The organism is Polaromonas sp. UC242_47, assembly GCF_044452385.1.
Classification (GTDB): domain Bacteria; phylum Pseudomonadota; class Gammaproteobacteria; order Burkholderiales; family Burkholderiaceae_C; genus Polaromonas.
The window spans coordinates 1,325,290-1,347,483 of record NZ_JBIOAO010000001.1 but is presented as its reverse complement, the minus strand read 5'-3'; the positions used below and the strand labels follow the sequence as shown (position 1 = coordinate 1,347,483).

General features: G+C 63.1%; 25 protein-coding genes and 1 pseudogene. 15 read left to right on the top strand and 11 right to left on the bottom strand.

The genetic code is table 11. From position 1 onward, the window contains the following. Nucleotides 1-42 precede the first annotated feature (42 nt). The 3 genes from ACHMXK_RS06585 to ACHMXK_RS06575 all read right to left on the bottom strand — a co-directional run bounded on the left by ACHMXK_RS06585 (nucleotide 43) and on the right by ACHMXK_RS06575 (nucleotide 2,528). A complete protein-coding gene (locus tag ACHMXK_RS06585) occupies nucleotides 43-711 on the bottom strand; it encodes a glycine zipper 2TM domain-containing protein (RefSeq protein WP_397438748.1) in 669 nt (222 codons plus the stop codon). Nucleotides 712-871: 160 nt separating this feature from the next. Beyond that, on the bottom strand, nucleotides 872-1,360 hold the full coding sequence (locus ACHMXK_RS06580) for a cupin domain-containing protein (RefSeq protein ID WP_397438746.1): 489 nt from the start codon (nucleotides 1,358-1,360) through the stop codon (nucleotides 872-874). 58 nt (nucleotides 1,361-1,418) lie between these two features. Further along, a complete protein-coding gene (locus tag ACHMXK_RS06575) occupies nucleotides 1,419-2,528 on the bottom strand; it encodes a DUF2855 family protein (RefSeq protein ID WP_397438744.1) in 1,110 nt (369 codons plus the stop codon). Nucleotides 2,529-2,570: 42 nt separating this feature from the next. Between ACHMXK_RS06575 and ACHMXK_RS06570 the strand changes: the two genes are divergently transcribed. Continuing rightward, nucleotides 2,571-3,242 carry a TetR/AcrR family transcriptional regulator gene (locus ACHMXK_RS06570; protein ID WP_397438742.1) on the top strand — a complete coding sequence of 224 codons (672 nt, stop codon included), beginning with the start codon at nucleotides 2,571-2,573 and terminating at the stop codon, nucleotides 3,240-3,242. Here ACHMXK_RS06570 and ACHMXK_RS06565 read toward each other — a convergent pair. Next, nucleotides 3,239-4,265: pseudogene (locus tag ACHMXK_RS06565) on the bottom strand (LLM class flavin-dependent oxidoreductase). The gene ACHMXK_RS06570 and the pseudogene ACHMXK_RS06565 sit on opposite strands and share 4 nt — an antisense overlap. Before the next feature lie 87 nt (nucleotides 4,266-4,352). Between ACHMXK_RS06565 and ACHMXK_RS06560 the strand changes: the two are divergent. After that, nucleotides 4,353-4,910, top strand: coding sequence for a YaeQ family protein (locus tag ACHMXK_RS06560; protein ID WP_397438740.1), 558 nt, complete (start codon nucleotides 4,353-4,355; stop codon nucleotides 4,908-4,910). Here the strand turns inward: ACHMXK_RS06560 and ACHMXK_RS06555 are convergent. Then, nucleotides 4,907-5,794, bottom strand: a complete 888-nt coding sequence (locus ACHMXK_RS06555; RefSeq protein WP_397438738.1) for an ion transporter — start codon at nucleotides 5,792-5,794, stop codon at nucleotides 4,907-4,909. The genes ACHMXK_RS06560 and ACHMXK_RS06555 overlap by 4 nt on opposite strands. Nucleotides 5,795-5,967: 173 nt before the next feature. Further along, nucleotides 5,968-7,671: a long-chain fatty acid--CoA ligase gene (locus ACHMXK_RS06550; protein ID WP_397438736.1), complete on the bottom strand. Its 1,704-nt coding sequence runs from the start codon at nucleotides 7,669-7,671 to the stop codon at nucleotides 5,968-5,970. Between the two features lie 123 nt (nucleotides 7,672-7,794). On the opposite strand from ACHMXK_RS06550, the gene ACHMXK_RS06545 reads away from it, so the two are divergent. Then, nucleotides 7,795-8,757, top strand: a complete 963-nt coding sequence (locus ACHMXK_RS06545) for a Bug family tripartite tricarboxylate transporter substrate binding protein (RefSeq protein ID WP_397438734.1) — start codon at nucleotides 7,795-7,797, stop codon at nucleotides 8,755-8,757. An 84-nt stretch (nucleotides 8,758-8,841) separates the two neighbouring features. On the opposite strand, the gene ACHMXK_RS06540 is transcribed toward ACHMXK_RS06545, so the two are convergent. From ACHMXK_RS06540 to ACHMXK_RS06530, 3 genes are read right to left on the bottom strand one after another with little or no spacing between them, the layout of a single operon-like run. Beyond that, nucleotides 8,842-9,378 carry a GrpB family protein gene (locus ACHMXK_RS06540; protein ID WP_397438732.1) on the bottom strand — a complete coding sequence of 179 codons (537 nt, stop codon included), beginning with the start codon at nucleotides 9,376-9,378 and terminating at the stop codon, nucleotides 8,842-8,844. A 1-nt stretch (nucleotide 9,379) separates the two neighbouring features. After that, nucleotides 9,380-10,015 (bottom strand): LysE family translocator, encoded by a 636-nt coding sequence (locus ACHMXK_RS06535; protein ID WP_397438730.1) that lies wholly within the window; start codon nucleotides 10,013-10,015, stop codon nucleotides 9,380-9,382. A 38-nt stretch (nucleotides 10,016-10,053) separates the two neighbouring features. Next, nucleotides 10,054-10,437, bottom strand: a complete 384-nt coding sequence (locus ACHMXK_RS06530; RefSeq protein WP_397438728.1) for a hypothetical protein — start codon at nucleotides 10,435-10,437, stop codon at nucleotides 10,054-10,056. A 173-nt stretch (nucleotides 10,438-10,610) separates the two neighbouring features. On the opposite strand from ACHMXK_RS06530, the gene ACHMXK_RS06525 reads away from it, so the two are divergent. From ACHMXK_RS06525 to ACHMXK_RS06515, 3 genes are all read left to right on the top strand, one after another. Beyond that, nucleotides 10,611-12,071 carry a PLP-dependent aminotransferase family protein gene (locus tag ACHMXK_RS06525; protein WP_397438726.1) on the top strand — a complete coding sequence of 487 codons (1,461 nt, stop codon included), beginning with the start codon at nucleotides 10,611-10,613 and terminating at the stop codon, nucleotides 12,069-12,071. A 148-nt stretch (nucleotides 12,072-12,219) separates the two neighbouring features. Continuing rightward, nucleotides 12,220-12,510 carry a hypothetical protein gene (locus ACHMXK_RS06520; RefSeq protein ID WP_397438724.1) on the top strand — a complete coding sequence of 97 codons (291 nt, stop codon included), beginning with the start codon at nucleotides 12,220-12,222 and terminating at the stop codon, nucleotides 12,508-12,510. After that, the gene (locus tag ACHMXK_RS06515; RefSeq protein WP_397438722.1) at nucleotides 12,507-13,151 is read left to right on the top strand and encodes a DsbA family protein; all 645 of its coding nucleotides are present in this window, start codon (nucleotides 12,507-12,509) and stop codon (nucleotides 13,149-13,151) included. Before ACHMXK_RS06520 ends, ACHMXK_RS06515 begins: the two co-directional genes overlap by 4 nt. A 15-nt stretch (nucleotides 13,152-13,166) precedes the next feature. Here the strand turns inward: ACHMXK_RS06515 and ACHMXK_RS06510 are convergent, their stop codons facing one another. Beyond that, on the bottom strand, nucleotides 13,167-13,640 hold the full coding sequence (locus ACHMXK_RS06510; RefSeq protein WP_397438720.1) for a Cd(II)/Pb(II)-responsive transcriptional regulator: 474 nt from the start codon (nucleotides 13,638-13,640) through the stop codon (nucleotides 13,167-13,169). Nucleotides 13,641-13,789: 149 nt separating this feature from the next. On the opposite strand from ACHMXK_RS06510, the gene ACHMXK_RS06505 reads away from it, so the two are divergent. The 7 genes from ACHMXK_RS06505 (at nucleotide 13,790) to ACHMXK_RS06475 (ending at nucleotide 18,883) form a co-directional block, all read left to right on the top strand. Next, the gene (locus ACHMXK_RS06505; RefSeq protein ID WP_397438718.1) at nucleotides 13,790-14,209 is read left to right on the top strand and encodes a hypothetical protein; all 420 of its coding nucleotides are present in this window, start codon (nucleotides 13,790-13,792) and stop codon (nucleotides 14,207-14,209) included. Between the two features lie 111 nt (nucleotides 14,210-14,320). Next, on the top strand, nucleotides 14,321-14,638 hold the full coding sequence (locus ACHMXK_RS06500) for a hypothetical protein (RefSeq protein WP_397438716.1): 318 nt from the start codon (nucleotides 14,321-14,323) through the stop codon (nucleotides 14,636-14,638). A gap of 11 nt (nucleotides 14,639-14,649) precedes the next feature. Then, nucleotides 14,650-16,068, top strand: coding sequence for a TolC family protein (locus tag ACHMXK_RS06495; RefSeq protein ID WP_397438714.1), 1,419 nt, complete (start codon nucleotides 14,650-14,652; stop codon nucleotides 16,066-16,068). Nucleotides 16,069-16,100: 32 nt separating this feature from the next. Further along, nucleotides 16,101-17,513 (top strand): multicopper oxidase domain-containing protein, encoded by a 1,413-nt coding sequence (locus tag ACHMXK_RS06490; protein ID WP_397438712.1) that lies wholly within the window; start codon nucleotides 16,101-16,103, stop codon nucleotides 17,511-17,513. Nucleotides 17,514-17,531: 18 nt separating this feature from the next. Beyond that, nucleotides 17,532-18,032, top strand: coding sequence for a plastocyanin/azurin family copper-binding protein (locus ACHMXK_RS06485; RefSeq protein ID WP_397438710.1), 501 nt, complete (start codon nucleotides 17,532-17,534; stop codon nucleotides 18,030-18,032). 14 nt (nucleotides 18,033-18,046) lie between these two features. After that, nucleotides 18,047-18,535: a DUF411 domain-containing protein gene (locus ACHMXK_RS06480; protein ID WP_397438708.1), complete on the top strand. Its 489-nt coding sequence runs from the start codon at nucleotides 18,047-18,049 to the stop codon at nucleotides 18,533-18,535. Nucleotides 18,536-18,547: 12 nt separating this feature from the next. Continuing rightward, nucleotides 18,548-18,883, top strand: a complete 336-nt coding sequence (locus tag ACHMXK_RS06475; protein ID WP_397438706.1) for a copper-binding protein — start codon at nucleotides 18,548-18,550, stop codon at nucleotides 18,881-18,883. A gap of 58 nt (nucleotides 18,884-18,941) precedes the next feature. Here ACHMXK_RS06475 and ACHMXK_RS06470 read toward each other — a convergent pair whose 3' ends face one another. Continuing rightward, the gene (locus ACHMXK_RS06470; protein ID WP_397438704.1) at nucleotides 18,942-19,136 is read right to left on the bottom strand and encodes a heavy-metal-associated domain-containing protein; all 195 of its coding nucleotides are present in this window, start codon (nucleotides 19,134-19,136) and stop codon (nucleotides 18,942-18,944) included. Between the two features lie 184 nt (nucleotides 19,137-19,320). On the opposite strand from ACHMXK_RS06470, the gene ACHMXK_RS06465 reads away from it, so the two are divergent. Both ACHMXK_RS06465 and cueR read left to right on the top strand, forming a co-directional pair. Then, a complete protein-coding gene (locus tag ACHMXK_RS06465; RefSeq protein ID WP_397438701.1) occupies nucleotides 19,321-21,741 on the top strand; it encodes a heavy metal translocating P-type ATPase in 2,421 nt (806 codons plus the stop codon). Then, nucleotides 21,738-22,172: a Cu(I)-responsive transcriptional regulator gene (gene cueR, locus ACHMXK_RS06460; RefSeq protein WP_397438699.1), complete on the top strand. Its 435-nt coding sequence runs from the start codon at nucleotides 21,738-21,740 to the stop codon at nucleotides 22,170-22,172. Before ACHMXK_RS06465 ends, cueR begins: the two co-directional genes overlap by 4 nt. The last annotated feature ends 22 nt before the right edge of the window (nucleotides 22,173-22,194 follow it).

The following is a 22,194-nucleotide window of genomic DNA, read 5'->3' as shown; positions in this document are numbered from 1 at the left end:
GGGGCAGCGAACCACACGCAGTGGGGAGCGTGGGGGCCCTTTTTAAGCCATGCGCAGATTGTTGCCTTCCACAATCACGCGTGAGCCCACCGGCACGGCGCTGGACACTTCCACGGTGCGGGCCGAGCCGTCGTGCATACGCACACGCACCTGGTAGACCGTGATCTTCTTCATGTTTTTCTCGATGGTGTTGCCCGCGTAGGCGCCGCCAGCGGCGCCCAGCACCGTCATGGCTGTTTTGCCGCTGCCGCCGCCCACCTGGTGACCCAGCAGGCCGCCTAACACGCCACCGGCCACCGTGCCCAGACCGACGGTGGTGTTGCCGACGTCCACACCGTTGACATGGCCCTGGCGCTGCACCGCCGTCACGGCTTCCACCGTGCCGCAAGCGGCACAGACTTCGGGCCGGGGCGCTTGCGCCACAGGCCGGGGCTGGGCCGCCGGCCGTGAGCTCGGCGTGTTGACCGCCTTGCCGGTATCGGCGAACTTGTTGACCGGGCTGGTTTTGTCGCTCGGGCTGCTGAGCGCCATGCGTTCGGCCGCGTCCGGCTGCGCCTCGGATCGGTTGACCACCAGCGCGGCGGCCAGCGCCATCACCGTAACGCCGAGGACGGCCGCAATGGCGATCAGGGCTTTGCTGTGCTGCAGGCGTTGCGACAAATCGGGCTGGCTAGCGGGATTGACCGAGGGGGTGGGTGTGTTTGTATCCATGATAAAAGAGAGATCCTTGTAAGACCCCCCTGTTGTAACCAGCAAATGACCCGGCATTTGTAGGACGAGGTGACAGTCGTAAGGGAAGGTTTGCGCAAGAAGCGTGTGGGAGGCCGACTTGCGGCTTGTCCCCGAGGGTCACTCCTCCCTGCTGACCGCCCTACACGCCGCCCTGTGGGTGGGTCGGATCGACCCACAAGACCTGCTCAGGCTTTTCAACCGGCTCGATGTCCAGGTTGATCGCCACCGCCTCGCCGTCGCTGCGGCAAAGCACACACTCCAGCAGTTCGGTCGGGCTGGCGTTGATTTCCTGGTGCGGCACATACGGCGGCACATAGATGAAGTCGCCCGGGCCGGCCTCGGCGGTGAACTGCAAATGTTCGCCCCAACGCAAACGGGCCCGGCCCCTGACCACGTAAATCACACTCTCCAGCGGGCCATGGTGGTGCGCGCCGGTTTTGGCATTGGCATGGATGGTGACGGTGCCGGCCCAGAGTTTTTGCGCACCGACACGGGCAAAGTTGATGGCCGCCTTGCGGTCCATGCCTGGCGTTTGCGCGGTGTTGCCATCCAGTTGGTTGCCGGCAATCACACGAACGCCGTCATGTTTCCAGGGTTCGTCGTGATCGTGGGTATGCTCAGTGCTCATGTCGTGGGTGCCTGCAGGTGGGGTGAAGCAGGTTTCAGCCTACACCAACACCGGTGACTCAGTCCAGCACCACCACATGCCCTTGTTGCGGGTCTATGCGGCCACCAAACAAGTCATCGATCAGTCCTTGCGCCGCTTCAAAACCTTGGTGTTCACGCACCGTCATCCACGGGTCTGACACATCACTCACACGCCGGATAAAAGCCAGTTGCGCGTCGTTGAAACGCTGGTTCACCACGGCATGGCCCCAATCGGCATTGCGTTTGCGGATTTGCACCGGTGCAAAATAAAACTCGGGCGCGGGCCCCGGCAGGTCGAGCTGGCGCAAAAACTGCGTGTTTTGCGCCGAGCCCGCATAACAGTCATAAACCAGGGCATCACCAAAGTGCTGGTGCACGGCACGGCGCAAGTCTTCGTCGCCTGAAAAATCGACATACAGCGTGGGTTTGCGGGGGTCGATTTGCGGCAGTTCGTCATAAGCGGCCACAGCGCCATAACAGCCCAGACCGGCCACAAAATCCTTGTTGCGCGCCGATGTCAGCGCGATACGCTGGACCTGCGGATAAGCCTGCAGGCAAAACGCCGTGCCATACGCAGTTTTGCTGGAGGCGCTTGAAAACACCAGCTGCTGCGCGCCGAAAAAAGCCTGGTCCTGCAAAAAATCAGCCAGCATGAACGAAGTGATGAACAACGGGCGCACCAGCATCTGGTAGTTTTCATCGGCCTCGCGGTAAGCCGCATCGGCGCTGCAACGCATGTACTGGTTGTAAGCCGAGGTCAGTGTTTTGCGGTGGGCGGCACCATCATAAAAACCGCGCGCTGTCACACGTTCCGGCCACACCCGCAAATGACTGGCAATGGGAAAATAACCGTAAAAACGTTCGCCCACCGCCACCCCGTCCACCGTGGAGGCGATCACATCGGCAAAACCCCAGACCGGCATGTGGCCGAAACCCTCTTCCCCGGTGGGGAAAAAATCCCAGTACTGCATGGCCTCACCAAAAGCCGCGTAGGTGATGTTGTTGGTGGTGATGGCCACACGCCTGATTTTCAGGACCACCTCGCCGCTGGAAAGCGCCGCATCGCCGGGTGCGCCATGCGTGATGCGGGTGTGATTCAATGCATCTTTGCGCGTGAGCAGCCGTGTCAGTGAGAGCGGAGAGTTCATGGTGCGTCTTCCTCTGAAAGTTAGTCGAACAGGTCAGCACCAATGTATAACCGACACACGTCCTCCGGGTTCGGAAAACCAGCCGCTGCGGCCACACCCGGCCCCGCCACCGCCAAACCCCTGAAACGCCCCACGCAGGCCCGTGCGGTGTTCACCGTGCAAGCCATTTATGACGCGTTTGTTCGGATTTGGCGCCGGGACGGCTGGGCTGGCGTGAGCACCCGCGCCGTGGCACTGGAAACCGGTGTTTCGGTCGGCACCTTGTACGACTATTTCCCCAACAAGGCCGCATTGCTCTCGGGTTACGTGCGGCATTGCATGGAGCAGTTGCTGCAGGCCATCGCGCAGCAGGCGGTGGCGCCGCCCGACCTGTCCTGGCAGGTCCGGCTGCAGACGCTGGTGCGGCTGACCTGCGGCGTGCATACGCCGGAGTTGCCCTGGTTTGACGCCGGCATGTTGGCCCAGGAAGCCGGTATTGCCGAGGCCAAACATCACCGGCGGGTGCACGAGGAGTTGCTCGCCGCCTGGGTCCAGGTCTTTGACGTTTGCCACGACCTGCCCACACGACCCAGCGCCGAGGCCATCCAGGCCATGCATCTGTCGGTCTGGGGCGGCCGGCGTTATGGCTTGCTGATAGGCCTGACGGAGGCGGAAGCCGCGCAGTGGGCCATGCATATGGAGCGCCTGTGCCTGGCGCTGGTCAGGGAAGGCTAAGCAGGTTGCGCGGGGGCTGCCCCGACACACAGCTCGGCCGCCAGCAATTCATAAGACCGCCGCCGCGCCGCCGCATCGTGCGCCCAGGTGATCACCACCATATCCTCCACCGCCAGCGACTCGGCCAGCGCGCGTAATTTGTGCGCCACTTGCGGCCCGCTGCCCACCAGCGCCGTTTTTCTGAGCCTGTCTGCCGCCTGTTGTTCTGCCGCGGTATAAGGCCTGGCCGCGACCTCGGCCGGCGACTGCAGCGGACCCAACACGCCCTGGTTGCGGTCTATTTTCCAGCGTTCACGGCTTGAAAAATGGTGCCAGGCCTCGTCGTCGCTGTCGGCGGCCAGCGCCCAGACACACAAGGCGGCTTGCGGCGTCGGGTGTTGCGGGCTGGGCCGGTACAAGGCGCGGTAGGTGGCCAGCGCTTCTTCGGCGCCCTGCCCGTCGGTGATGAAATAGGCAAACGCATAGGGCAGGCCGTAATGCGCCGCCAGTTGCGCGCCGTAATTGGAACTGCCCAACATCCACAAGGTGGGCGTGCCGGGGCCTGTGGGTTGGGCAACCACGCCGCGGCCCGGATGGCCTTCCGGCAGCTCGCTGCCGCCCACCCAGGCCTGCAACTCGCGCACCTGCAGCGGAAAACGATCGGCGGCATGGTGCGCCTGGGGGATTGAGCAGTTGCGCCGTGCGGCCGTCCGAACCCGGCGCACGCCCCACACCCAGGTCGATACGCCCGGGCGCGAGTGCCTCCAGCACACGGAACTGCTCGGCCACTTTTAGCGCCGAATAATGCGGCAGCATCACGCCGGCGCTGCCGAGGCGGATACGCTGCGTGGTCGCGGCGATGGCGGCCATCAAGACCTCGGGCGCGCTGCCGACAATGCTGGGGTGGCTGTGGTGCTCACTGAGCCAGAAACGCTCGTAACCCAGGGTTTCGCAATGTTGGGCCAGGGCCAGGGTGTCGCGGATGGCGGTGTCGGCGCTGCGGCCGGTCACGGCGATGGATTGGTCAAGAACAGAGAGTCGGATCATGGCCTGACTATAGCCAGAGAAGAGCAGCGGCGCCGGTCTGTTCCAATAGAGGGTTCACGCCAGCCACCAACCAGAAAAATCACCATGGCACTCAAAGCCACCATCTACAAAGCCCAACTCCAGCTCTCCGACATGGACCGCGGCGTTTATGCGGACCACAACGTGATCATTGCGCGCCACCCGTCCGAGGCCGACGAACGCATGATGATCCGCCTGCTGGCCTTTGCGCTCAACGTGCCCGCCGACGACAACAAGGGCAAGCTCGACTTCGCCAAGGACTTGTGGGACGTGGACGAACCCGCGCTCTGGCACAAGGATTACACCGAGCAAATCCTGCACTGGATAGACGTGGGCCAGCCCGATGACAAACGCCTGATGCGTGCGGCCGGCCGCGCCGAGCGGGTCAGCGTCTACAGCTTTGCCAGCAGCACGCCGGTCTGGTGGAAAAACATCGAAACCAAACTGACCCGCGCGGCCAACCTGGTGGTCTGGCAGATCGAGGCCGCCGAAAGCCAGGCCCTGGCCAAATTGGCCGAACGCAGCATGCAACTGCAGGTGACGGTGCAGGACGGCACGGTGTGGATGAGCACGGCCGTCGGCTCGGTCGAGATCACACCGCGCAGGCTGACGGCCGGCAGCTAAGCGCCTGTCTGCTGCTGGTAAGGCGGCAGGCGCGCGCCGCAGTTGAAGCAGAAATCGGCGTCCGGGCCATGGCCTTCGGTCAGGCATTCATGGCAGGTGCGTGTGGTCGGCGCCTGCGAGCCCTGCATCTGCCGCTGCGCCGCCATCTCCGCCGTCACGATGCCTGTGGGCACGGCCAGAATGCCCCAGCCCATCAGCATCATGAAAGACGCGATCAGCCGACCCAGGTCGGTCTGGGGTGTGATGTCGCCATAACCGACCGTCGTCACCGTGCTGATGGCCCAGTAGACCGAGGTCGGAATGCTGGTGAAACCGTTGGTCTGGCCCTCGACCACATACATCACCGTGCCCATGACCAGCACCACCATCAACACCGCTGATAAAAACACCAGGATTTTCCGGCCGCTGGCGGCCAGCGCACGTCCCAAAAACTGGTACTCGGCCACATAAGCGGCGAGTTTGAAGACACGAAACACCCGCAGCAGGCGCAAGACCCGCACATCGATGAGTGCATGCAGCCCCGGAAAAAACAGCGCCAGGTAAGTCGGCAACACGGCAATCAGGTCGATGACGCCGAAAAAGCTGCCCGCATACTGACGCGGCTTGCGCACACACAACAGACGCACCACGTATTCGGCCGTGAACAACAGCGTGAAAATCCATTCCAGCACCGTGAACACCCGGCCATAAGCCAGATGCAAAGACTGCACGCTGTCGGCCATGACCACGGCAATGCTGAGCAGGATGACAGCAATCAGCGACAGGTCGAACACGCGGCCGGCGCGGGTGTCGGCCTCGAAAATAATCGTGTACCAGCGCAGGCGCCAGCCGGCCAGCGGCTTGTTGTCAGGGGATGCGGGAGTTGGGAGAGAAGGTTTTGCCATGCGTGCAGGCTGCGCCGCTTGGCGCGCCCATATTGATTACCGAGTCACGCACGATACCTCAGCGCCGCGCTGATTTTCCGACCACCCAGCCATCGCTCTCTTTTTAATAGCTAATTGCGTTCACCGGACAAGGGCTGGAGGCCTTTTTTACCAATAATCTCCGGCCAGCAGGTTCAAGCGTTACCTTTTTCCGCTTCCTGCAAGGTACGCCACATGACCTTGCCCGAGCCACTTTTCGGCAGCGCATCGACAAACTGCACCACACGCGGGTATTTGTAGGCCGCCATGTTGTCCTTGCACCAGTTAATGATGTCGTCTTCGCTGGTCTTGCCTTTGGCCTCGGCGCGCAACACCACCACGGCCTTGACGGTTTCGCCGCGGTAGGCGTCGTGCGTCGAGATGATGCAGGCCTCCTGGACCGCCGGGTGTTTGAACATCAGGGACTCCACCTCGGCCGGCCAGACCTTGAAGCCCGACGCGTTGATCATGCGTTTGAGCCGGTCGGTGATGAAAAAATAACCGTCCTCGTCCACCCGGCCCAAATCGCCCGAACGGAAAAACCGTTTGCCCTCGAACTCGATAAAGGCCGCCGCCGTGGCTTCGGGCTGCTTCCAGTAACCCGAAAAATTCTGCGGGCCACACATGATGATTTCGCCCTGCTCACCCTGCGGCATTTCCTGCAGGGTCAGCGGGTCTATCACGCGGGAATCGGTGCTGATAAAAGGAATGCCCAGGCACTGCTGCTTGGTCGCGTCGACCGGGTTGCTGTGAGACGGCGCGGCGGTTTCCGTCAAGCCATAACCTTCGGCAAAACGCAGGCCGTATAACTCCCACAAGCGCTGGGCCACGGCCTGCGGCATGGCCGCCCCGCCGCCACCGATGGCGACCAGGCTGCTCAGGTCAAAACTCGCAAAGTTCGGGCTGGCCAGCAGGTCGATCACCATGGTCGGGATGTTGGTCCAGTGCGTCACGCGCCAGCGCGAGATCAACCGCCCGGCCAGCTCGCGGTCCCAGCGCGGCATGATGACCAGGGTGGCCCCGCCGTAAATCGCCGCGTGCATCATCGACACCATGCCGGTGATGTGAAACATGGGCACCACCGCCAACACCACGTTTTCAAAGCTGGCGTTGCCCCACAGGCAACTGGCCACGGCGTTGTGCATGATGCTGGCGTGGGTGTGCATACAACCCTTGGGCAGACCGGTGGTGCCGCTGGTGTAGGGCAAGACCGCCAGATCCTGCGGCGTGGCGGTGTGGACCGGCAAGCGGCTGACATCACCTTGCAAGGCCTGCGCCCAGCTCAGGGTGCTGCCGCTGTCCAGCACCGGCAAGTCATGTTGTGTGGCCAGCCAGCCCTGCCAAGCCGCGGGCAAGGCTTCTGCGCCCTGCTGGGCCGCCAGATCAAAGGTATCGCTGTAATGGCTGACGATCATGTGCCGCAACCGATCGGCCGGCGCCAGCTGCGCATTGGCTCTGGCCAGCTCGGGCGCCAGATCGGCCGCGATGATGGCCACCTTGATATCCGGGTCGGTGATGTAGTGTTTGAGCTCTTCGGCGCGGTTCATGGGATTGACCGGCACCACCACGGCGTTGGCGCGCAGGATGGCAAAGTGCGCAATCACCCATTGCGGGCAGTTCTGCATGTCCAGCAACACCCGGTCGCCGGCCTGCACCCCCAGCCCATGCAGGGTGGCCGCCAGGCGTTCGGCTTTTTGCAAGACCTCGGCATAGGTGACAACCTGGCCAAAAAAGACCAGCGCGGGCTTGTCCGGAAAACGCAGGGCGCTGACCGCCAGGTTGTGCCACAGCGAGGTGGCGGGCGGACTGATGCGATGCGGCAGGCGTTTAGGCCAGAACTTGTAGTGAGGGCGGTCCATGGAATCTCCTAGAACCCCAGCCTAACGCGCCGGCCGGATCGCGGCATCGGGGAAGACGCTAGCAAGGTCACGTCCGCGACGCTGTTTATCATGGCTCACTATTTCATAACGAGGAGACCTCCCATGTTCACCCCCCAGCGCGCCCTCGCCGCCTTGCTGATCGCGGCCAGTTCCGCAGCCTTTGCTGCCTTTCCGGAAAAACCCATCCGTGTGGTGATTGGGTTTCCGGCCGGCGGCCCGCTGGACCAACACGCCCGCCTGCTGAGCGAGCGCCTGCAGGCGGTGTTGGGCCAGCCCGTGCTGATCGACTACAAAAGCGGCGCGGGTGGCACCGTGGGTGCGCAGGAAGTGATGAAAGCCCAGCCCGACGGCTACACCCTGATGCTGGCCAACACCGGCGTGATGGTGATCAACCCGGCGCTCTACAGCAAGCTGCCCTACAACACCTTGCGCGACTTCACACCGATTGCCCGCACCGCCATGCAGCCGCTGGCCTTGCTGGTCAACCCCAAACTGCCGGTCAAGACGCTGAAAGAGTTTGTCGACTACACCCGCGCCCGGCCTGGACAAATCAACTACGGCTCGGCCGGCAACGGCGGCATCAGCCACCTGGTGCCCGAGATGTTCAAAAATGCCACCGCTCTGTTCATGGTGCACATTCCCTACCGCGGCAGCGCCCCGGCCTTCACCGACCTGATGGGCGACCAGGTGCAGTTCATGGGCGAGTCGATTCCGCAGGCCGCCAGTTACCACAAGCAGGGCAAGGTGCGTGCGCTGGCCGTGACCAGCAAGGAGCGCAACCCCGCGCTGCCGGATATTCCGACAGTCATTGAGTCGGGCTTCAAGGGTTTTGAGGTGGTTGGTTTTTACGGCTTTCTCGCGCCCGCCGGCCTGCCCAAAGACGTGACGGCCAAATTGAGCGATGCGTTCAAACAAGTCATGGCCAACCCCGACATCCGCAACCGCATGGTGACGCAGGGCGCGGACCCGGCCTTCATGGGCAGCGAGGAGTTTGGCCAGTTCCTGGCCACGGAAACACCACGCTGGGCCCAGGCCGTCAAGGCCTCGGGCGCGAAGCTCGATTGAGTGCAGAGCCCCTCTCGGGGTTCTGCCCCGGGTTCCACGAAGCCAGAAACAATATCTGGCGGGGGTGCCACCGTTGAGACTGGACTAAGTCGCGGCGACCACCGCCAGCACAAAAGCCGTCTTGGCCTGGGTGTAGGCCTCGCGATCCGCGCCATGCCGCGCCGCCAGGTCCTGCTTCAACACGGCATAAGACTGCGCCAGCACCGGATCGGCACGCAAACGATCCCGAAAATACAGGCGGCGGCGCCACTCGGACTCGCCCAGCACCACCAGATGCAGGTGATGAGTGCGCCGGCCCTGGTCCCAACGCATGAACCAGCGGCGCTCACTCAGCGTGGCATTGAACTCGGCGGAGGTGGTATAGCTGGACTGCAGCAGCGGGCCGACCAGGGCATCCGCCACCGCCATGGACGCGACCCCGGCCAGGATGTCGATGATGGGTTTGGCCAACATGCCCGGCATGGCTGTGCTGCCGATGTGCTGGATGTCCAGCAACTGCAGTGGAAACAAGCTTGCCAGGCGCTGGCGCTCGGCCTCGAACAGCGCAGGCCATGCAGGGTCGTAAGGAAGCAGCGCCACTTCTTCGTGGATGGCCTGCTGCAGCGACGCCTGCGGCGTCATGTCAATGCGGACTTTTCAAACGCAGCAAGCTCAGGCCCAACAGGCCAAACGCGCCACCACAGACGCGGTTGAACACGCGGGCCCGCTGGGGCGTGCCCAGCCAGCGGTGGGTATGGCGCGCCAGCAGCACATACGCCATGTGGGAGCTCAAGACGCAGGCGGCAAAAGCGCTGGTCAAGGCCAGGAATTGCGGCAGCATGGGCGCCTGCGCGTGGATGAACTGCGGAAACAGCGCGGTGAAAAACAGAATACTTTTCGGGTTGGTCAGCGCCACCAGCAGGCCTTGGCGAAACAGGACCGCATTGGTTTTTTCGGTTTGCGCCTCGGTCGGCAAGGGTTTGTCAAACATCGAGGTCTGGCTGGTCCACTGGCGGTAACCGAGGTAAATCAGATAGAGCGCGCCCAGGGTCTTGAGCACCGCAAACAGCCAGGCCGAGCTATGCAGCAAAGTCCCCAGGCCGGCCATCGCCGCGCCTGACACCGCAAACACACCCAGCACATTGCCAGCCGAACTGCACAGGGTTTTGCGCGGCCCCCAGGCGACGGCATTGGATACCGCCAGCAAAATGCCCGGTCCGGGGCTGAAGGCGGTGACCAGGGAAATGGTGATGAACAGGAGCCAGGCGGAAGCGGTCATGGGTGAAAAAGGTGGGATCGGTTGGACGGGGATCGAATTTACCCCAGCGAGCCAGGGTTTGCAGCGCGGCGCCGTATGCCCGAGATTCCTGCGAAGCGGGGATAACGCGCGACAAACTTCCTGCCCATCTGGTAGAGGCCACGCAACAGCGACAGCGTTTGCCTCGGACACACCAGGCCAACGGCAGCCCCTTGCGGGCCGGCGGTCAGCGTGAGCCAGCCGTCCTGCGCGATCAGGTGGCGCTGCCCCGGCGCCAGCCGGGTGCGGGGGCGAAAGACCTGCTCGCCCAGCCAGAGCGGTTCACCGGTCACGATCAGGGCGCCGGCGCTGCTGATCAGGCAAGTCCCGGCTTTGGCCTGCAGAAGCCGGGATTCGCCGGCGCCAAGCTGGAGGGAGGTCTGAGGATCGGGGTGGTGGTACATGGCAGGCTGGTTTCGTCAGGGATGCCTTGAGATTACCGAGGGAGCCGGCGGCCCGACAGAGGCAATCTATGCCTTTCTGTATCGGTACAGATGGCGTTTGATGCATCTGTTATGGTTCGATTTCAGCCCATCTGTGGCTGTGTCACGACTCTTCTTTCACCGATCATTGAGCCATGGACGCGCAACCGCTTTACCTTCGGCTTTCAGGCCACTACCGCCAGGCCATCCAGTCGGGTGTGTTGTTGCCTGGCCAGCGCATGCCTTCGATCCGGGCGCTGACCCGGCTGCACCAGGTCAGCCTGTCCACCGCGGTCGAGGCCTGCCACACGTTGGAAGACGAGGGCCTGCTGGAGGCCAGGCCGCGTTCGGGTTATTTTGTACTCAAGCGGCGGCGCCTGGAGATCCAGCCGCCCAGCGAGCCGGAGGCCGGTCGCCAGCTCGATCCGGCGCAATACGTCGGCATCCATGACCGGGTGTCGGACTTCGTCGCCAAATGCGAGATTTATCCGCTGGTCACCAACCTGGCGGGCACCTACGGTTCGCCGGAGATGTACCCAGCCGAGGCCCTGAAACATGCGGCGACCCGGGCCTTGCGCAAACATCCGCAGATGCTGGTGAGTGCGCCCGACATGCTCAATGACTCGCCCCTGAATGCCGTGCTGGCCAGGCGGGCGCTGGAAGCCGGTATGCGGCTGTCGGCAGAGGACATCCTGGTCACACATGGCTGTATCGAGGCGCTCAATGTCGCGCTGCGCGCGGTGGCACAAGCGGGCGATACCGTTGCCGTCGAGTCGCCGACCTACCACGGGCTGCTGCAGATCCTGGAAAGCCTGGGCCTGCGTGCACTAGAGATTCCCACCAGCCCCCAGACCGGCCTGTCCGTCGAGGCGCTGGAGCTGGCTTTCCGGACCCATGACAGGATCAAGGCTGTGGTCGTCATGCCCAATTTTCACAATCCGCTGGGCAGCGTGATGCCCGACCTTGAGAAAGAAAAACTGGTGGTGCTGTGCGAGCGCCAGCAGGTGGCGCTGATCGAGGACGACACCTACGGCGCCCTGGGTCAGGACGACATTCCCCTGAAAGCGGCCAAGGCCTGGGACAAGCCCGGCAAACAGGGCAACGTGGTTTATTGCGCGTCGCTGCGCAAAACGCTGGCGCCCGGCTTGCGTCTGGGCTGGATGGCCGGCGGACGCTGGCAGGCGCGCATCCAGATGCTCAAGTACACACAAAGCCGCGCCAACGAGGCACTGGCCCAGTTCACCGTGGCCGAGTTCATGGCCTCCAGCGCCTATGACCGCCACATGGCCAGGCTGCGGCGCCAGCTCAATGTTCAGCGTGCGCAGATGGCCGAAGCGATTGCGGCGCATTTTCCGGCCGGCACCCGGCTGTCCGTGCCCGGCGGCAGCATGTTGCTGTGGGTAGAGTTGCCGCCCGGCACCTCGGCGCAGGCGGTGTTCGAGGCGGCCATCCGGCAAGGCATACGCGTGGCACCCGGCTCGATGTTTTCCAACAGCAGCCGCTTTGACCATTTTTTGCGCATCAGTTGCGGCTTTTCGTTTTCCAGCCAGACCGAGCAGGCGCTGCGTCAACTGGCTGCCCTGGTGTCCGCACAGTTGCCGACCCATCCGGCATAAACGCGGCCAAGCCTTAAACTGGTGTCTGACTCCAGCCCCAAGCGCTCTTTATTTGATAGCTGCTCGCGACCGTCGATATTGGGCTAGAGGCCAGTTTTATTCAAAAATCAGGCGTTTGGACTGCGCCACCACCTCAAGCCCCACATTGATGACCACGCCCTCAGACCAGCTCAGCACCCTGTCCCAAGCCTTGCAACACTTGCGCAGCGACGCCTTGGCCGTGCCGGCGTTTTCGCGCCTGGCGCAGAACCAGCTTGAGTTGCTGGCGGCACTGCCGCCTCAATACGCCGAGGTCTTGTACAACCTGCTGGACCGGCTGGAGTCCAGCGCCTTGTTCAGCGAAGAAAGCTGCTCTTTCAGCCAGGGGGCGCTGCTCGACAACCTGCAGTTATGGCTGGACAAGGCGCAGCTGCAACTCGACAAGGCCAAACCCGCATGACTACCGCCGCCCCGGTGTCCCTGTTGTACGTCGGTGACCCGATGTGCTCCTGGTGTTACGGCTTTGCGGTGCCGCTGGCGCAACTGCGGGCCCAGTTTCCCGAACTGCCAGTGCAGCTCATGCTGGGCGGGCTGCGTGCCTACAACACCCAGGTCATGGATGCGGACCTGAAAAACAAGCTGCGCCATCACTGGGCCGATGTGGCGCAACGGTCAGGCCAGCCTTTTTCTGACAGCCTGTTCGAACGTGAGGATTTCATCTACGACACCGAACCCGCTTGCCGCGCGGTGGTCACGTTGCGCCAGCAAGCGCCCGAACTTGCGCTGCCCATGTACCAGGCGATCCAGCAAGCCTTTTATGCCCGGGGCCGCGATGTGACCCAGGCGGCCGTGCTCGCAGAAGTCTGGAGCGAGGTGTCCGGTCAAGCCGACACGTCCCTGGATTTCCTGCAAGCCTTCGAGAGCGATGCCGCCAGGCAAGCCACACGTGAAGATTTTGCGCAGGTCCAGCGCTGGGGCATCAGTGGCTTCCCCACCCTGCTGGTGCTGGTTCAGGGTCAGGCGCATCTGCTCGGCAACGGTTACACCGAAGCCAAGGTGCTGGCCGACCGCCTGGCGACCTTCATCACCCCGCCGCCCTGATCCCTCTGATCCCGTTCACACGTGGCGTTTCTTCGCCGCTGGTGTCACCGGCGGCGCGCTTTGTTCGTCGGCCAGCTGGTGCAGTGCTTCGATGATGTGACAGTGGCTGTCGCTGCCGTCGCAACGCTTGCGCAAGGACTGCAGGTCTTTTTCCAGCGCTTTGAGTTCGGCCAGCCGCGCACGCACATGGCCCAGGTGACCGTCCAGCGCCTCGCGGGCCGTGTCGCAGTCGGTCTTGTTGTTCAGGTCCAGCGCCAGCAAGGTGCGCACCTCGTCCAGCGACATGTCCATGGCCCGGCACAGGCGGATAAAACGCAACTGGTGCAAATCGCTTTCGCTGTAAAAACGATAACTGTTCTCGCCCCGACCTTGTGGGCTGAGCAGCTTTTCCTTTTCATAAAACCGGATGTTGGCGGCGCTGACGCCGCTGCGACGCGCGGCTTCGCCGATCTGGTAAACCGGCGATGTGGATGAACTGGAACCCAGCATGGTTGGACCTTGACGTGACTTGATGCGAGCCCATCATGCCATCACCGCGTCACGAGCGAGGCCGGTGTGGGGCCAGATTCCGGTGAACTGGCATGGCTTTTTTATCGGCAGCGGTTTGAACTATTCGCGCCTGCCTTTATCATTCCCCCATGCGCCATTTGTTTCTTGCCCTCATGATCGTCCTGCTGCCCCTGCGCGGCTGGGTCGGTGACGTGATGGCAACCGAGATGGCCGCGCCGCGCCTGGTGCAAATACAAGCCGCTATGGAAACCGTAGCTGACCACGCTGATACAGCGGGGGCCAGCGCCCATTCTGACCATACATCCGAACAATTACCCGTGGTCCAGGCCACGCCCGATTGCGCCGGCCACGACGCAGGGGGTTCGGCCCCCAGCAGCGACGCGCATTGTGCGTCCTGCGCCTTGTGCCAGGCCTGCCACATCGTGGCCTTGTCGCCGCCGGCGGCCCAGGCCCTGCCCATGTTGAGCCCCTTCACGCCACCGCATTCACCGGTGGCGTCCTTCGCCAGCGCCGATACTGCGCTCGGCCAAAAACCACCGATTTCCTGAAGCCCAGGCCCGTATTGGGTCTGTACCAGCCTCCGGCACGCGCGGTCCTCGCCGCCCTGCCCGGATCACCGCGATTTTTTCAATCGCCCGCTTGTATTTCAGGAGACTTTTGTGGACATCCGTTTTATTTCAAAACCGCTGGTCGGGCTGGCTGTGCTGTGGCCTGTGTGGGCCAACATCGCCCAGGCCCAGACGCCGGCAGCAGCGCCGCCGACCAACACGCAGACCCAGGCTGAGCCTGCGCCCTTCCGTTCCGCGCTGGAGAACTACCAGCCCTACACCGACGAAAAAATCGCGCCCTGGAAAGCCGCCAACGAACAGGTGGACCGCAACGGCGGCTGGCGCACCTACGCCAAAGAAGGCCGAAGCCCTGCGTCACCCGCGGCCGCCCCCCAAGCCGATCCGCATGCCGGACACACCAAACCATGAGGGGCGCAACCATGCAAAAAGTAACGCGTTACAGCGCCCTGACCGCGGCCTGCCTGGTGCTGGCCGGCTGCGCCTCGGTCGGTATGGAGCAGGCCATCGAGGACACCAACAGCCAGCGCAACAGCTTCACCCAGGGCAAGCTGGAACTCAGCCGCACGGCCGAGCAACAGGAAGCGCGCCGCAAGCTCAGCAACGAATTGCTGGCTGAACCCCTGCGCATGGACGACGCCGTTCAGCTCGCCCTGGCCAACAGCCCGGCCGTACAAGCCCTGCTGGCCCAAAGCTGGGCCGACATGGCACAAGCTAGGCAGACCGGCCGCATCGCCAACCCCATCTTCAGTTTTGAACGGGTGCGCGCCGGCGACGAACTGGAACTGGGCCGGCTCTTGTCGTTTGGGCTGCTGGATTTATTGACGCTGCCACACCGCCAGGCGATTTCGCGCGGCCAGGTGGCGCAGGCCAAGGTCCAGCTCAGCGCCAATGTGGTGGAACAAGTCACGCAAGTGCGCCAGGCCTGGGTACGCGCCGTGGCCGCGCAGCAAAACCTGCACTATGCCAACCAGGTCAATCGCACGGCGCAAGCCAGCGCGGAACTGGCGCGGCGCATGCAGCAGGTAGGCAACTTCACCAAGCTGCAACGCATCCGCCAGCAAAGTTTTTATGCCGACAGTGCGGCCCAGCTGGCCCTGGCGCAACACGCGGCCACGGCGAGCCGGGAAGAGCTGGTGCGGCAACTGGGCTTGAGCGACAGCCAGGCGACACAGTTGAAACTGCCCGAACGCCTGCCGGATCTGCCCAAAGAAGCGCGGCCCGTCGCGGTGGTGAATACCAGCGCCACCGAGCAGCGCCTGGATGTGCAGATGGCACGCAACCAGCTCGACATCGCCGGTAAGTCCCAAGGCCTGAACCTGCTGACCAGCCTGGTCGATGTGGAACTGGGCCTACGCCGGGACACGGAGTTCAACAACAGCAAAGGCACGAGCACGCCGCGCAAAGGTTTTGAGCTGGACATTCGCTTGCCCCTCTTCGACTGGGGTAATGTCCAGCGCGATGCCATGAATGCGCAATCGCTGGCGGCGGCCAACCGTTATGACAACACGGTGCGTACCGCCTCGTCGCAACTCCGTGAAAGTTACTCGGCCTACCGCACGGCGTATGACGTGGCCGCACATTACCGCGATGAAATTGTGCCGCTGCGCAAAACCATGGCCGAAGAAAACCTGCTGCGTTACAACGGCATGTTGATAGGCGTCTTCGAGCTGCTGGCCGACACGCGCGACCAGATCAACAGCGTGATGGCCGCCATCAACGCCAGCCAGCAGTTCTGGCTGGCCGATGCCGCACTCGCCGCCTCGCTGACCGGCCGACCGGCCGCCGCGACCACCCTGTCTTCCTCTGCAGGCAGTGCTGCTGCCGCCGCTGCGCACTGAGCCGCGGCATCCCCTCATTCAACGGACTATTTATGACGAACAGAAGAAACTTTTTGGCGGGCGCCGGTGCCTTGACAGGTGCCGTGGCCGCCGCCTCGGTCAGCAAGGTGGCCATGGCCGCCCTGCCCGAACCCGTGTTGCAAACCAGCCCCGACACCATGGCGCCGCTGCTGCCCAACACCGGCCGGCCCTACAACCCGGTGGTCACCCTCAACGGCTGGACCCTGCCCTGGCGCATGAACCAGGGCGTCAAGGAGTTCCACCTGGTGGCCGAACCGGTGGTGCGCGAAATGGCGCCTGGCTTCAAGGCCCACCTCTGGGGCTACAACGGCCAGTCGCCCGGCCCCACCATCGAAGTGGTGGAAGGCGACCGCGTGCGTATTTTTGTCACCAACAAGCTGCCCGAACACACCAGCGTGCACTGGCATGGCCAGCGCCTGCCCAATGGCATGGACGGCGTCTCCGGCCTGACCCAGCCGGCGATTCCGGCGGGCAAGACTTTTGTCTACGAATTTGTGGCGCGCCGGCCCGGCACCTTTATGTACCACCCGCATGCCGACGAAATGACACAGATGGCCATGGGCATGATGGGTTTCTGGATCACCCACCCGAAAACCAAACACCCGCTGATCGAGGAGGTGGACCGCGACTTTGTGTTCCTGCTCAACGCCTACGACATTGATCCCGGCGCCTACACGCCCAAGATCATGACCATGCTGGACTTCAACCTCTGGAGCTGGAACAGCCGGCTTTTCCCCGGCATTGATCCGCTGGTGGTGCGCAAAAACGACAAGGTGCGTATCCGCGTCGGCAACCTGACCATGACCAACCACCCGATTCACATCCACGGGCATGAGTTCACCGTGACGGGCACGGACGGCGGCCCGACCTCCAAAACCAGCCGCTGGCCGGAAGTCACGACCGATGTGGCGGTGGGCCAGATGCGGCAGATTGAGTTCCTGGCCGACGAAGAAGGCGACTGGGCTTTTCATTGCCACAAGAGCCACCACACCATGAACGCCATGGGCCACGAGGTGCCCACCATGATTGGTGTGGACCACCGCCAAGTCGCCGGTGAGATCAGCAAGCTGCTGCCCGACTACATGGTGATGGGCGAACGCGGCATGGCCGACATGGCCGAGATGGAAATGCCGCTGCCCGATAACACCCTGCCCATGATGACGGGCACCGGGCCTTTCGGTTCGGTCGAAATGGGCGGCATGTTCTCCGTGCTCAAGGTGCGCAAAAACCAGAAGCCCGGCGACTACAAGGACCCGGGCTGGTACCAGCATCCGGCCGGTGAAGTGGCTTATGAATGGACGGGCAGCCTGCCCAACCCGGCGCGTTTTGCGGCCGAGGGCGGCAAGTCCATGCCGCTGCGCAACAAGCCAGCCAAAGACATCGAAGTGCAGATCCGCAAACCCCAAGGCCATGCCGGCCACTGACTTGACCCAAGGAATACCATGAACACTCACAACGCTCTTAAATTCGTAGCTGCTTGCGCCCTGCTGGCGGGGGCCACAAGCACTTTTTCGCATGAAGGTCATGCTGACACCAAGGCCGCGACCGGCGCACCCGAACAAAAAACCTGGGGCATAGCTGGCGACGCCAAATCGGCCAAACGCACCGTGACCCTGACCATGGACGACAACATGCGTTTCACGCCCGACAAGCTGGTCTTCAAACAAGGCGAGACCGTGCGTTTTGTGATTCGCAACAAAGGCAAAATCCTGCACGAGATGGTGATTGGCACCAAGGACGAGCTTGATAAACATGCCGTCATGATGGTGAAGTTTCCTGGCATGGCGCATGACGAACCTTACATGGCCCACGTCGCGGCCGGCAAGGCCGGCGAGCTGGTCTGGACCTTCAACCGGCCCGGCGAGTTTGACTTTGCCTGCCTGATCGCCGGCCACTACCAGGCCGGTATGGTCGGAAAAATCAGCGTGACTGCAAACCCTTAATCTCAAGAAAGAAAATGATGAAACGACGCTACCTGCTTCAAACCCTCGCCAGCCTGGCCGGCGCCTGCACCCTCACACCCGCGCTGATGGCGCAAACCCGGCCGCAGGTCGAGGTCTGGAAAGACCCGGACTGCGGCTGCTGCGCCGACTGGGTCAAACACATGGAAGACAACGGCTTTCAGGTGCTGGTACATGACAGCGGCAATGCCGCGGCCAGAAAACGCCTGGGCCTGCCGGAAAAATTGGGCTCCTGCCACACCGCCCTGGTGGACGGCAAATACATGGTCGAAGGCCATGTGCCCGCGCGCGATATCCAACGGCTGCTGAAAGAAAAACCGCAGGCCTTGGGCCTGACCGTGCCCGGCATGCCGGTCGGCTCGCCAGGCATGGATGGGCCCATCTACGGCGGACGCCAGGACCCCTACAAGGTGCTGCTGGTTCAAAAGAACGGCGACACCCGCGTCTTTCAAGACTACCCCACCAAAATACCAGCCAAATCCTGAAAGGACTAACTCATGACATCACGCCACTCCCTCTTGCTGCTGGCCGCCCTGCTGGCCGGCGCCGTCCACGCGCAAACACACACACCTGCCAGCGCGCCCAGTAAAGAAGCCGTGCAGCCTGCTGCCGAACTCAGCGAAGGTGAAGTCCGCAAAGTGGACAAGGACGCCAAAAAAATCAGCATCAAACACGGTGAGCTCAAAAACCTCGACATGCCGCCCATGAGCATGGTGTTCCAGGTCAAGGACCCGGCTTTGCTGGACAAGGTCAAGGCCGGCGACAAAATCCGTTTCCGGGCCGAAAAGGCCGGTCCGGCCTTTGTCGTCACCGATATCCAGCTGGTTAACTAAGGCGAAAAAAACCCACCGGGCCAACATCAGGCCGGGTGGGCGTTTAAACCAGCGATGTTTACGCGGCAGGTGGGTAACCAGCCTCGGTCAGCGCCTCGGCAAAGGCCGCGCGGTCCTCGCTGGACTCGATCTTGACCTTTTTGCTGGCCACATCCACCTCGACTTTGGCTGCAGGATCGACCAGCTTGACGGTGCGGTTCACCATGCCGGCGCAATGGCCGCAAGTCATGTCTTGCAGTTCAAATTCAATCATGGGGTACTCCTGAAATAATGGAAAGTTTGACTCTAAACCTTGCCCCCATGGCAAGGTCAAAGCCTTTTGCGCCATACCCACATGACTTCTGCGGGATTGATTTCAAGCCCCTTGACCTTACCATTATGGGAAGCTTGACACTTGCCTCATCGCCGGTCAAACGGCACAACACCCGAGGAGCCCCATGAACACCGCAGCCCTGCCGATAGCAGCCCCCTTGCCACAAACCGACTGGACTTTGCCAGTAGAAGGCATGACCTGTGCCTCCTGCGTGGCACGTGTGGAAAAAGCGCTGGCCGCCATCCCCGGCGTGGGCGAGGCCAGCGTCAACCTGGCCACCGAGGTGGCCAGCGTCAAGGCCGACAAACAAGTCACGCTGCAGGTGTTGCGCGCGGCTGTCGACAAAGCCGGTTATTCGGTGCGCGAGCAAGCTGTGCAACTGAAGGTGGACGGCATGACCTGCGCGTCCTGCGTGTCCCGCGTTGAAAAAGCCCTCAAACAAGTGCCCGGTGTGGCCTCGGCCGAAGTCAATCTGGCCACCGAAACCGCCGAGGTCACGTTCGTCGGCCGCGAGAACAATCTCGCGGCCCTGATTGCCGCGGTCGACAAAGCCGGCTACAGCGCCCGCCCCGTGACGCAGGATGTATCGACCACCGCCGCCAGCACCCAAGCCGCCAACGACTGGTGGCCGGTCGCCGTGGCGGCTGCACTGTCGCTGCCATTGGTCCTGCCCATGTTTGGCCTGTTGTGGGGTTCCGGGTGGATGTTGCCCGGCTGGCTGCAACTGGCCCTGGCCACCCCGGTGCAGTTCTGGCTGGGCGCCCGTTTTTACCGCTCAGGCTGGAAAGCGCTCAAGGCGCGCGCCGGCAACATGGACTTGCTGGTCGCGCTGGGCACCTCCGCCGGTTATGGCCTGAGCGTCTACCTGATGTGGGTCCACAGCGATCACGGCATGCCGCACCTTTATTTTGAAGCCTCGGCAGTCGTGATCACCCTGGTGCTGTTGGGCAAATGGCTGGAAACCCGGGCCAAACGCCAGACCACCGAAGCCATACGTGCGCTGAACGCCTTGCGGCCTGAGACCGCACGGGTACGGCGCGACGGCCAGGACATCGAGCTGCCTATCAGCCAGGTGCGCAAGGGCGACCTGGTGGTGATCCGGCCCGGCGAACGTGTGGCGGTGGACGGCGTGGTGCTTGAAGGCGCCAGCCAGATCGACGAGTCCCTGATCACCGGCGAAAGCCTGCCCGTCGCCAAACACGCGGGTGACAAGGTCACTGGCGGCTCGGTCAATGCCGAAGGCCTGCTGGTGGTGGAAACCACGGCCATAGGCGCGGAATCCACCCTGGCCCGCATTGTCAGGCTGGTGGAATCGGCCCAGGCCAAAAAGGCGCCCATCCAGCGCCTGGTGGATCGGGTCAGCGAAGTGTTTGTGCCGGTGGTGATTGGCATCGCGCTGCTTACCTTGCTGGGCTGGGGCCTGGGCACCGGCAACTGGGAAATCGCCATTCTCAATGCGGTGGCGGTGCTGGTCATTGCTTGCCCCTGTGCGCTGGGCCTGGCCACACCAACGGCTGTGATGGCTGGCACCGGCGTGGCGGCGCGGCATGGCATTTTGATCAAGGACGCGGAAGCCCTGGAAGTGGCCCACAAGATCAAGATCGTGGCTTTCGACAAAACCGGCACCTTGACCGAAGGCAAACCCGAACTGGTCGCCGCCGACAGCGTGAACGGTGAGCACGCCGCATTTTTGATCGCCAGCGCCTCGATTCAGGCCGGCAGCGAACACCCGCTGGCCCGTGCCGTGCTCGAGGCCGCTAGCCGCGATGGCCTGCAGCCCATGCCAGCCTCCGAGGTCAGAGCGATTGCGGGCCGCGGTATGGCGGCCGTGGTCGGCCAGCGTGAGTTGCGTCTGGGCAGCACCCGTTACATGGACGAGTTGAAGGTGGACCTGGGCATGCTGGCGGCCCGCGCCAGCGAGTTGCAGGCGCAGGGACGCACCGTGTCCTGGGTGGCCGACGTGACCCATCAGCCCGTGCTGCTGGGCCTGCTGGCTTTTGGCGACACGCTCAAAGCCACAGCCGCGCTGGCTGTCGCCAGGTTGCATGAACAAGGTGTGCGCGCCGTGCTGGTGACCGGCGACAACCGCGGCAGCGCCGAGATGGTGGGCCGGCAACTGGGCCTGGATGACATCCGCGCCGAAGTCCTGCCCGAAGACAAGGCCAGGATCGTCGCCGAACTCAAGGCCGGCGGCCTGGCCGTGGCCATGGTCGGTGACGGCATCAACGACGCACCGGCGCTGGCGGCAGCCGACGTGGGTATCGCCATGTCTACCGGCACCGACGTGGCCATGCATGCGGCCGGCGTGACCCTGATGCGTGGCAACCCGGCCCTGGTGGCCGACGCCATCGACATCTCGCGCCGCACCTACGCCAAGATTCGCCAGAACCTGTTCTGGGCTTTTGTTTACAACGTGGTCGGTATCCCGCTGGCGGCTTTCGGCCTGCTCAACCCGGTGATTGCCGGCGCCGCCATGGCGTTCAGCAGCGTCAGTGTGGTGACCAACGCCCTGATGCTGCGCCGCTGGAAAGGAAGCAACACATGAACGAACTCACGGCCGGCCCTTTCAACATTGGCGAAGCCGCACGCCAGTCGGATGTCTCCGCCAAGATGGTGCGCCACTACGAGTCCTTGGGCCTTTTGCCCAGCGTGCACCGCACGGATTCGGGCTACCGCCAGTATGGCGACAAGGAAGTGCACACCCTGCGTTTTATCAAACGTTCGCGCGACCTGGGCTTCAGCATGGCGGAGATTGCCGACCTGCTCAAGCTCTGGCAAAACCGGCGCCGTCCCAGCGCGGACGTGCGGCGTATTGCCATCAAACACGTGGACGACCTGAATCAGCGCATGGCCGAGATGGAGGCCATGAAACACACGCTGGAACACCTGATCCACGGCTGCCAGGGCAACCAGCGGCCGGACTGCCCGATTCTGGATGAGCTGGGGAAATCGTCCGTACCTGCCGCCAAAAAATGAACTTTCCGGACGGGCCCGTATC

Bases quoted from the DNA above. Each gene is read 5' to 3' on its own strand.
- ACHMXK_RS06585 (WP_397438748.1), bottom strand. From the start codon at position 711: ATGGATACAAACACACCCACCCCCTCGGTCAATCCCGCTAGCCAGCCC.
- ACHMXK_RS06580 (WP_397438746.1), bottom strand. From the start codon at position 1,360: ATGAGCACTGAGCATACCCACGATCACGACGAACCCTGGAAACATGAC.
- ACHMXK_RS06575 (WP_397438744.1), bottom strand. From the start codon at position 2,528: ATGAACTCTCCGCTCTCACTGACACGGCTGCTCACGCGCAAAGATGCA.
- ACHMXK_RS06570 (WP_397438742.1), top strand. From the start codon at position 2,571: ATGTATAACCGACACACGTCCTCCGGGTTCGGAAAACCAGCCGCTGCG.
- ACHMXK_RS06560 (WP_397438740.1), top strand. From the start codon at position 4,353: ATGGCACTCAAAGCCACCATCTACAAAGCCCAACTCCAGCTCTCCGAC.
- ACHMXK_RS06555 (WP_397438738.1), bottom strand. From the start codon at position 5,794: ATGGCAAAACCTTCTCTCCCAACTCCCGCATCCCCTGACAACAAGCCG.
- ACHMXK_RS06550 (WP_397438736.1), bottom strand. From the start codon at position 7,671: ATGGACCGCCCTCACTACAAGTTCTGGCCTAAACGCCTGCCGCATCGC.
- ACHMXK_RS06545 (WP_397438734.1), top strand. From the start codon at position 7,795: ATGTTCACCCCCCAGCGCGCCCTCGCCGCCTTGCTGATCGCGGCCAGT.
- ACHMXK_RS06540 (WP_397438732.1), bottom strand. From the start codon at position 9,378: ATGACGCCGCAGGCGTCGCTGCAGCAGGCCATCCACGAAGAAGTGGCG.
- ACHMXK_RS06535 (WP_397438730.1), bottom strand. From the start codon at position 10,015: ATGACCGCTTCCGCCTGGCTCCTGTTCATCACCATTTCCCTGGTCACC.
- ACHMXK_RS06530 (WP_397438728.1), bottom strand. From the start codon at position 10,437: ATGTACCACCACCCCGATCCTCAGACCTCCCTCCAGCTTGGCGCCGGC.
- ACHMXK_RS06525 (WP_397438726.1), top strand. From the start codon at position 10,611: ATGGACGCGCAACCGCTTTACCTTCGGCTTTCAGGCCACTACCGCCAG.
- ACHMXK_RS06520 (WP_397438724.1), top strand. From the start codon at position 12,220: ATGACCACGCCCTCAGACCAGCTCAGCACCCTGTCCCAAGCCTTGCAA.
- ACHMXK_RS06515 (WP_397438722.1), top strand. From the start codon at position 12,507: ATGACTACCGCCGCCCCGGTGTCCCTGTTGTACGTCGGTGACCCGATG.
- ACHMXK_RS06510 (WP_397438720.1), bottom strand. From the start codon at position 13,640: ATGCTGGGTTCCAGTTCATCCACATCGCCGGTTTACCAGATCGGCGAA.
- ACHMXK_RS06505 (WP_397438718.1), top strand. From the start codon at position 13,790: ATGCGCCATTTGTTTCTTGCCCTCATGATCGTCCTGCTGCCCCTGCGC.
- ACHMXK_RS06495 (WP_397438714.1), top strand. From the start codon at position 14,650: ATGCAAAAAGTAACGCGTTACAGCGCCCTGACCGCGGCCTGCCTGGTG.
- ACHMXK_RS06490 (WP_397438712.1), top strand. From the start codon at position 16,101: ATGACGAACAGAAGAAACTTTTTGGCGGGCGCCGGTGCCTTGACAGGT.
- ACHMXK_RS06485 (WP_397438710.1), top strand. From the start codon at position 17,532: ATGAACACTCACAACGCTCTTAAATTCGTAGCTGCTTGCGCCCTGCTG.
- ACHMXK_RS06480 (WP_397438708.1), top strand. From the start codon at position 18,047: ATGATGAAACGACGCTACCTGCTTCAAACCCTCGCCAGCCTGGCCGGC.
- ACHMXK_RS06475 (WP_397438706.1), top strand. From the start codon at position 18,548: ATGACATCACGCCACTCCCTCTTGCTGCTGGCCGCCCTGCTGGCCGGC.
- ACHMXK_RS06470 (WP_397438704.1), bottom strand. From the start codon at position 19,136: ATGATTGAATTTGAACTGCAAGACATGACTTGCGGCCATTGCGCCGGC.
- ACHMXK_RS06465 (WP_397438701.1), top strand. From the start codon at position 19,321: ATGAACACCGCAGCCCTGCCGATAGCAGCCCCCTTGCCACAAACCGAC.
- cueR (WP_397438699.1), top strand. From the start codon at position 21,738: ATGAACGAACTCACGGCCGGCCCTTTCAACATTGGCGAAGCCGCACGC.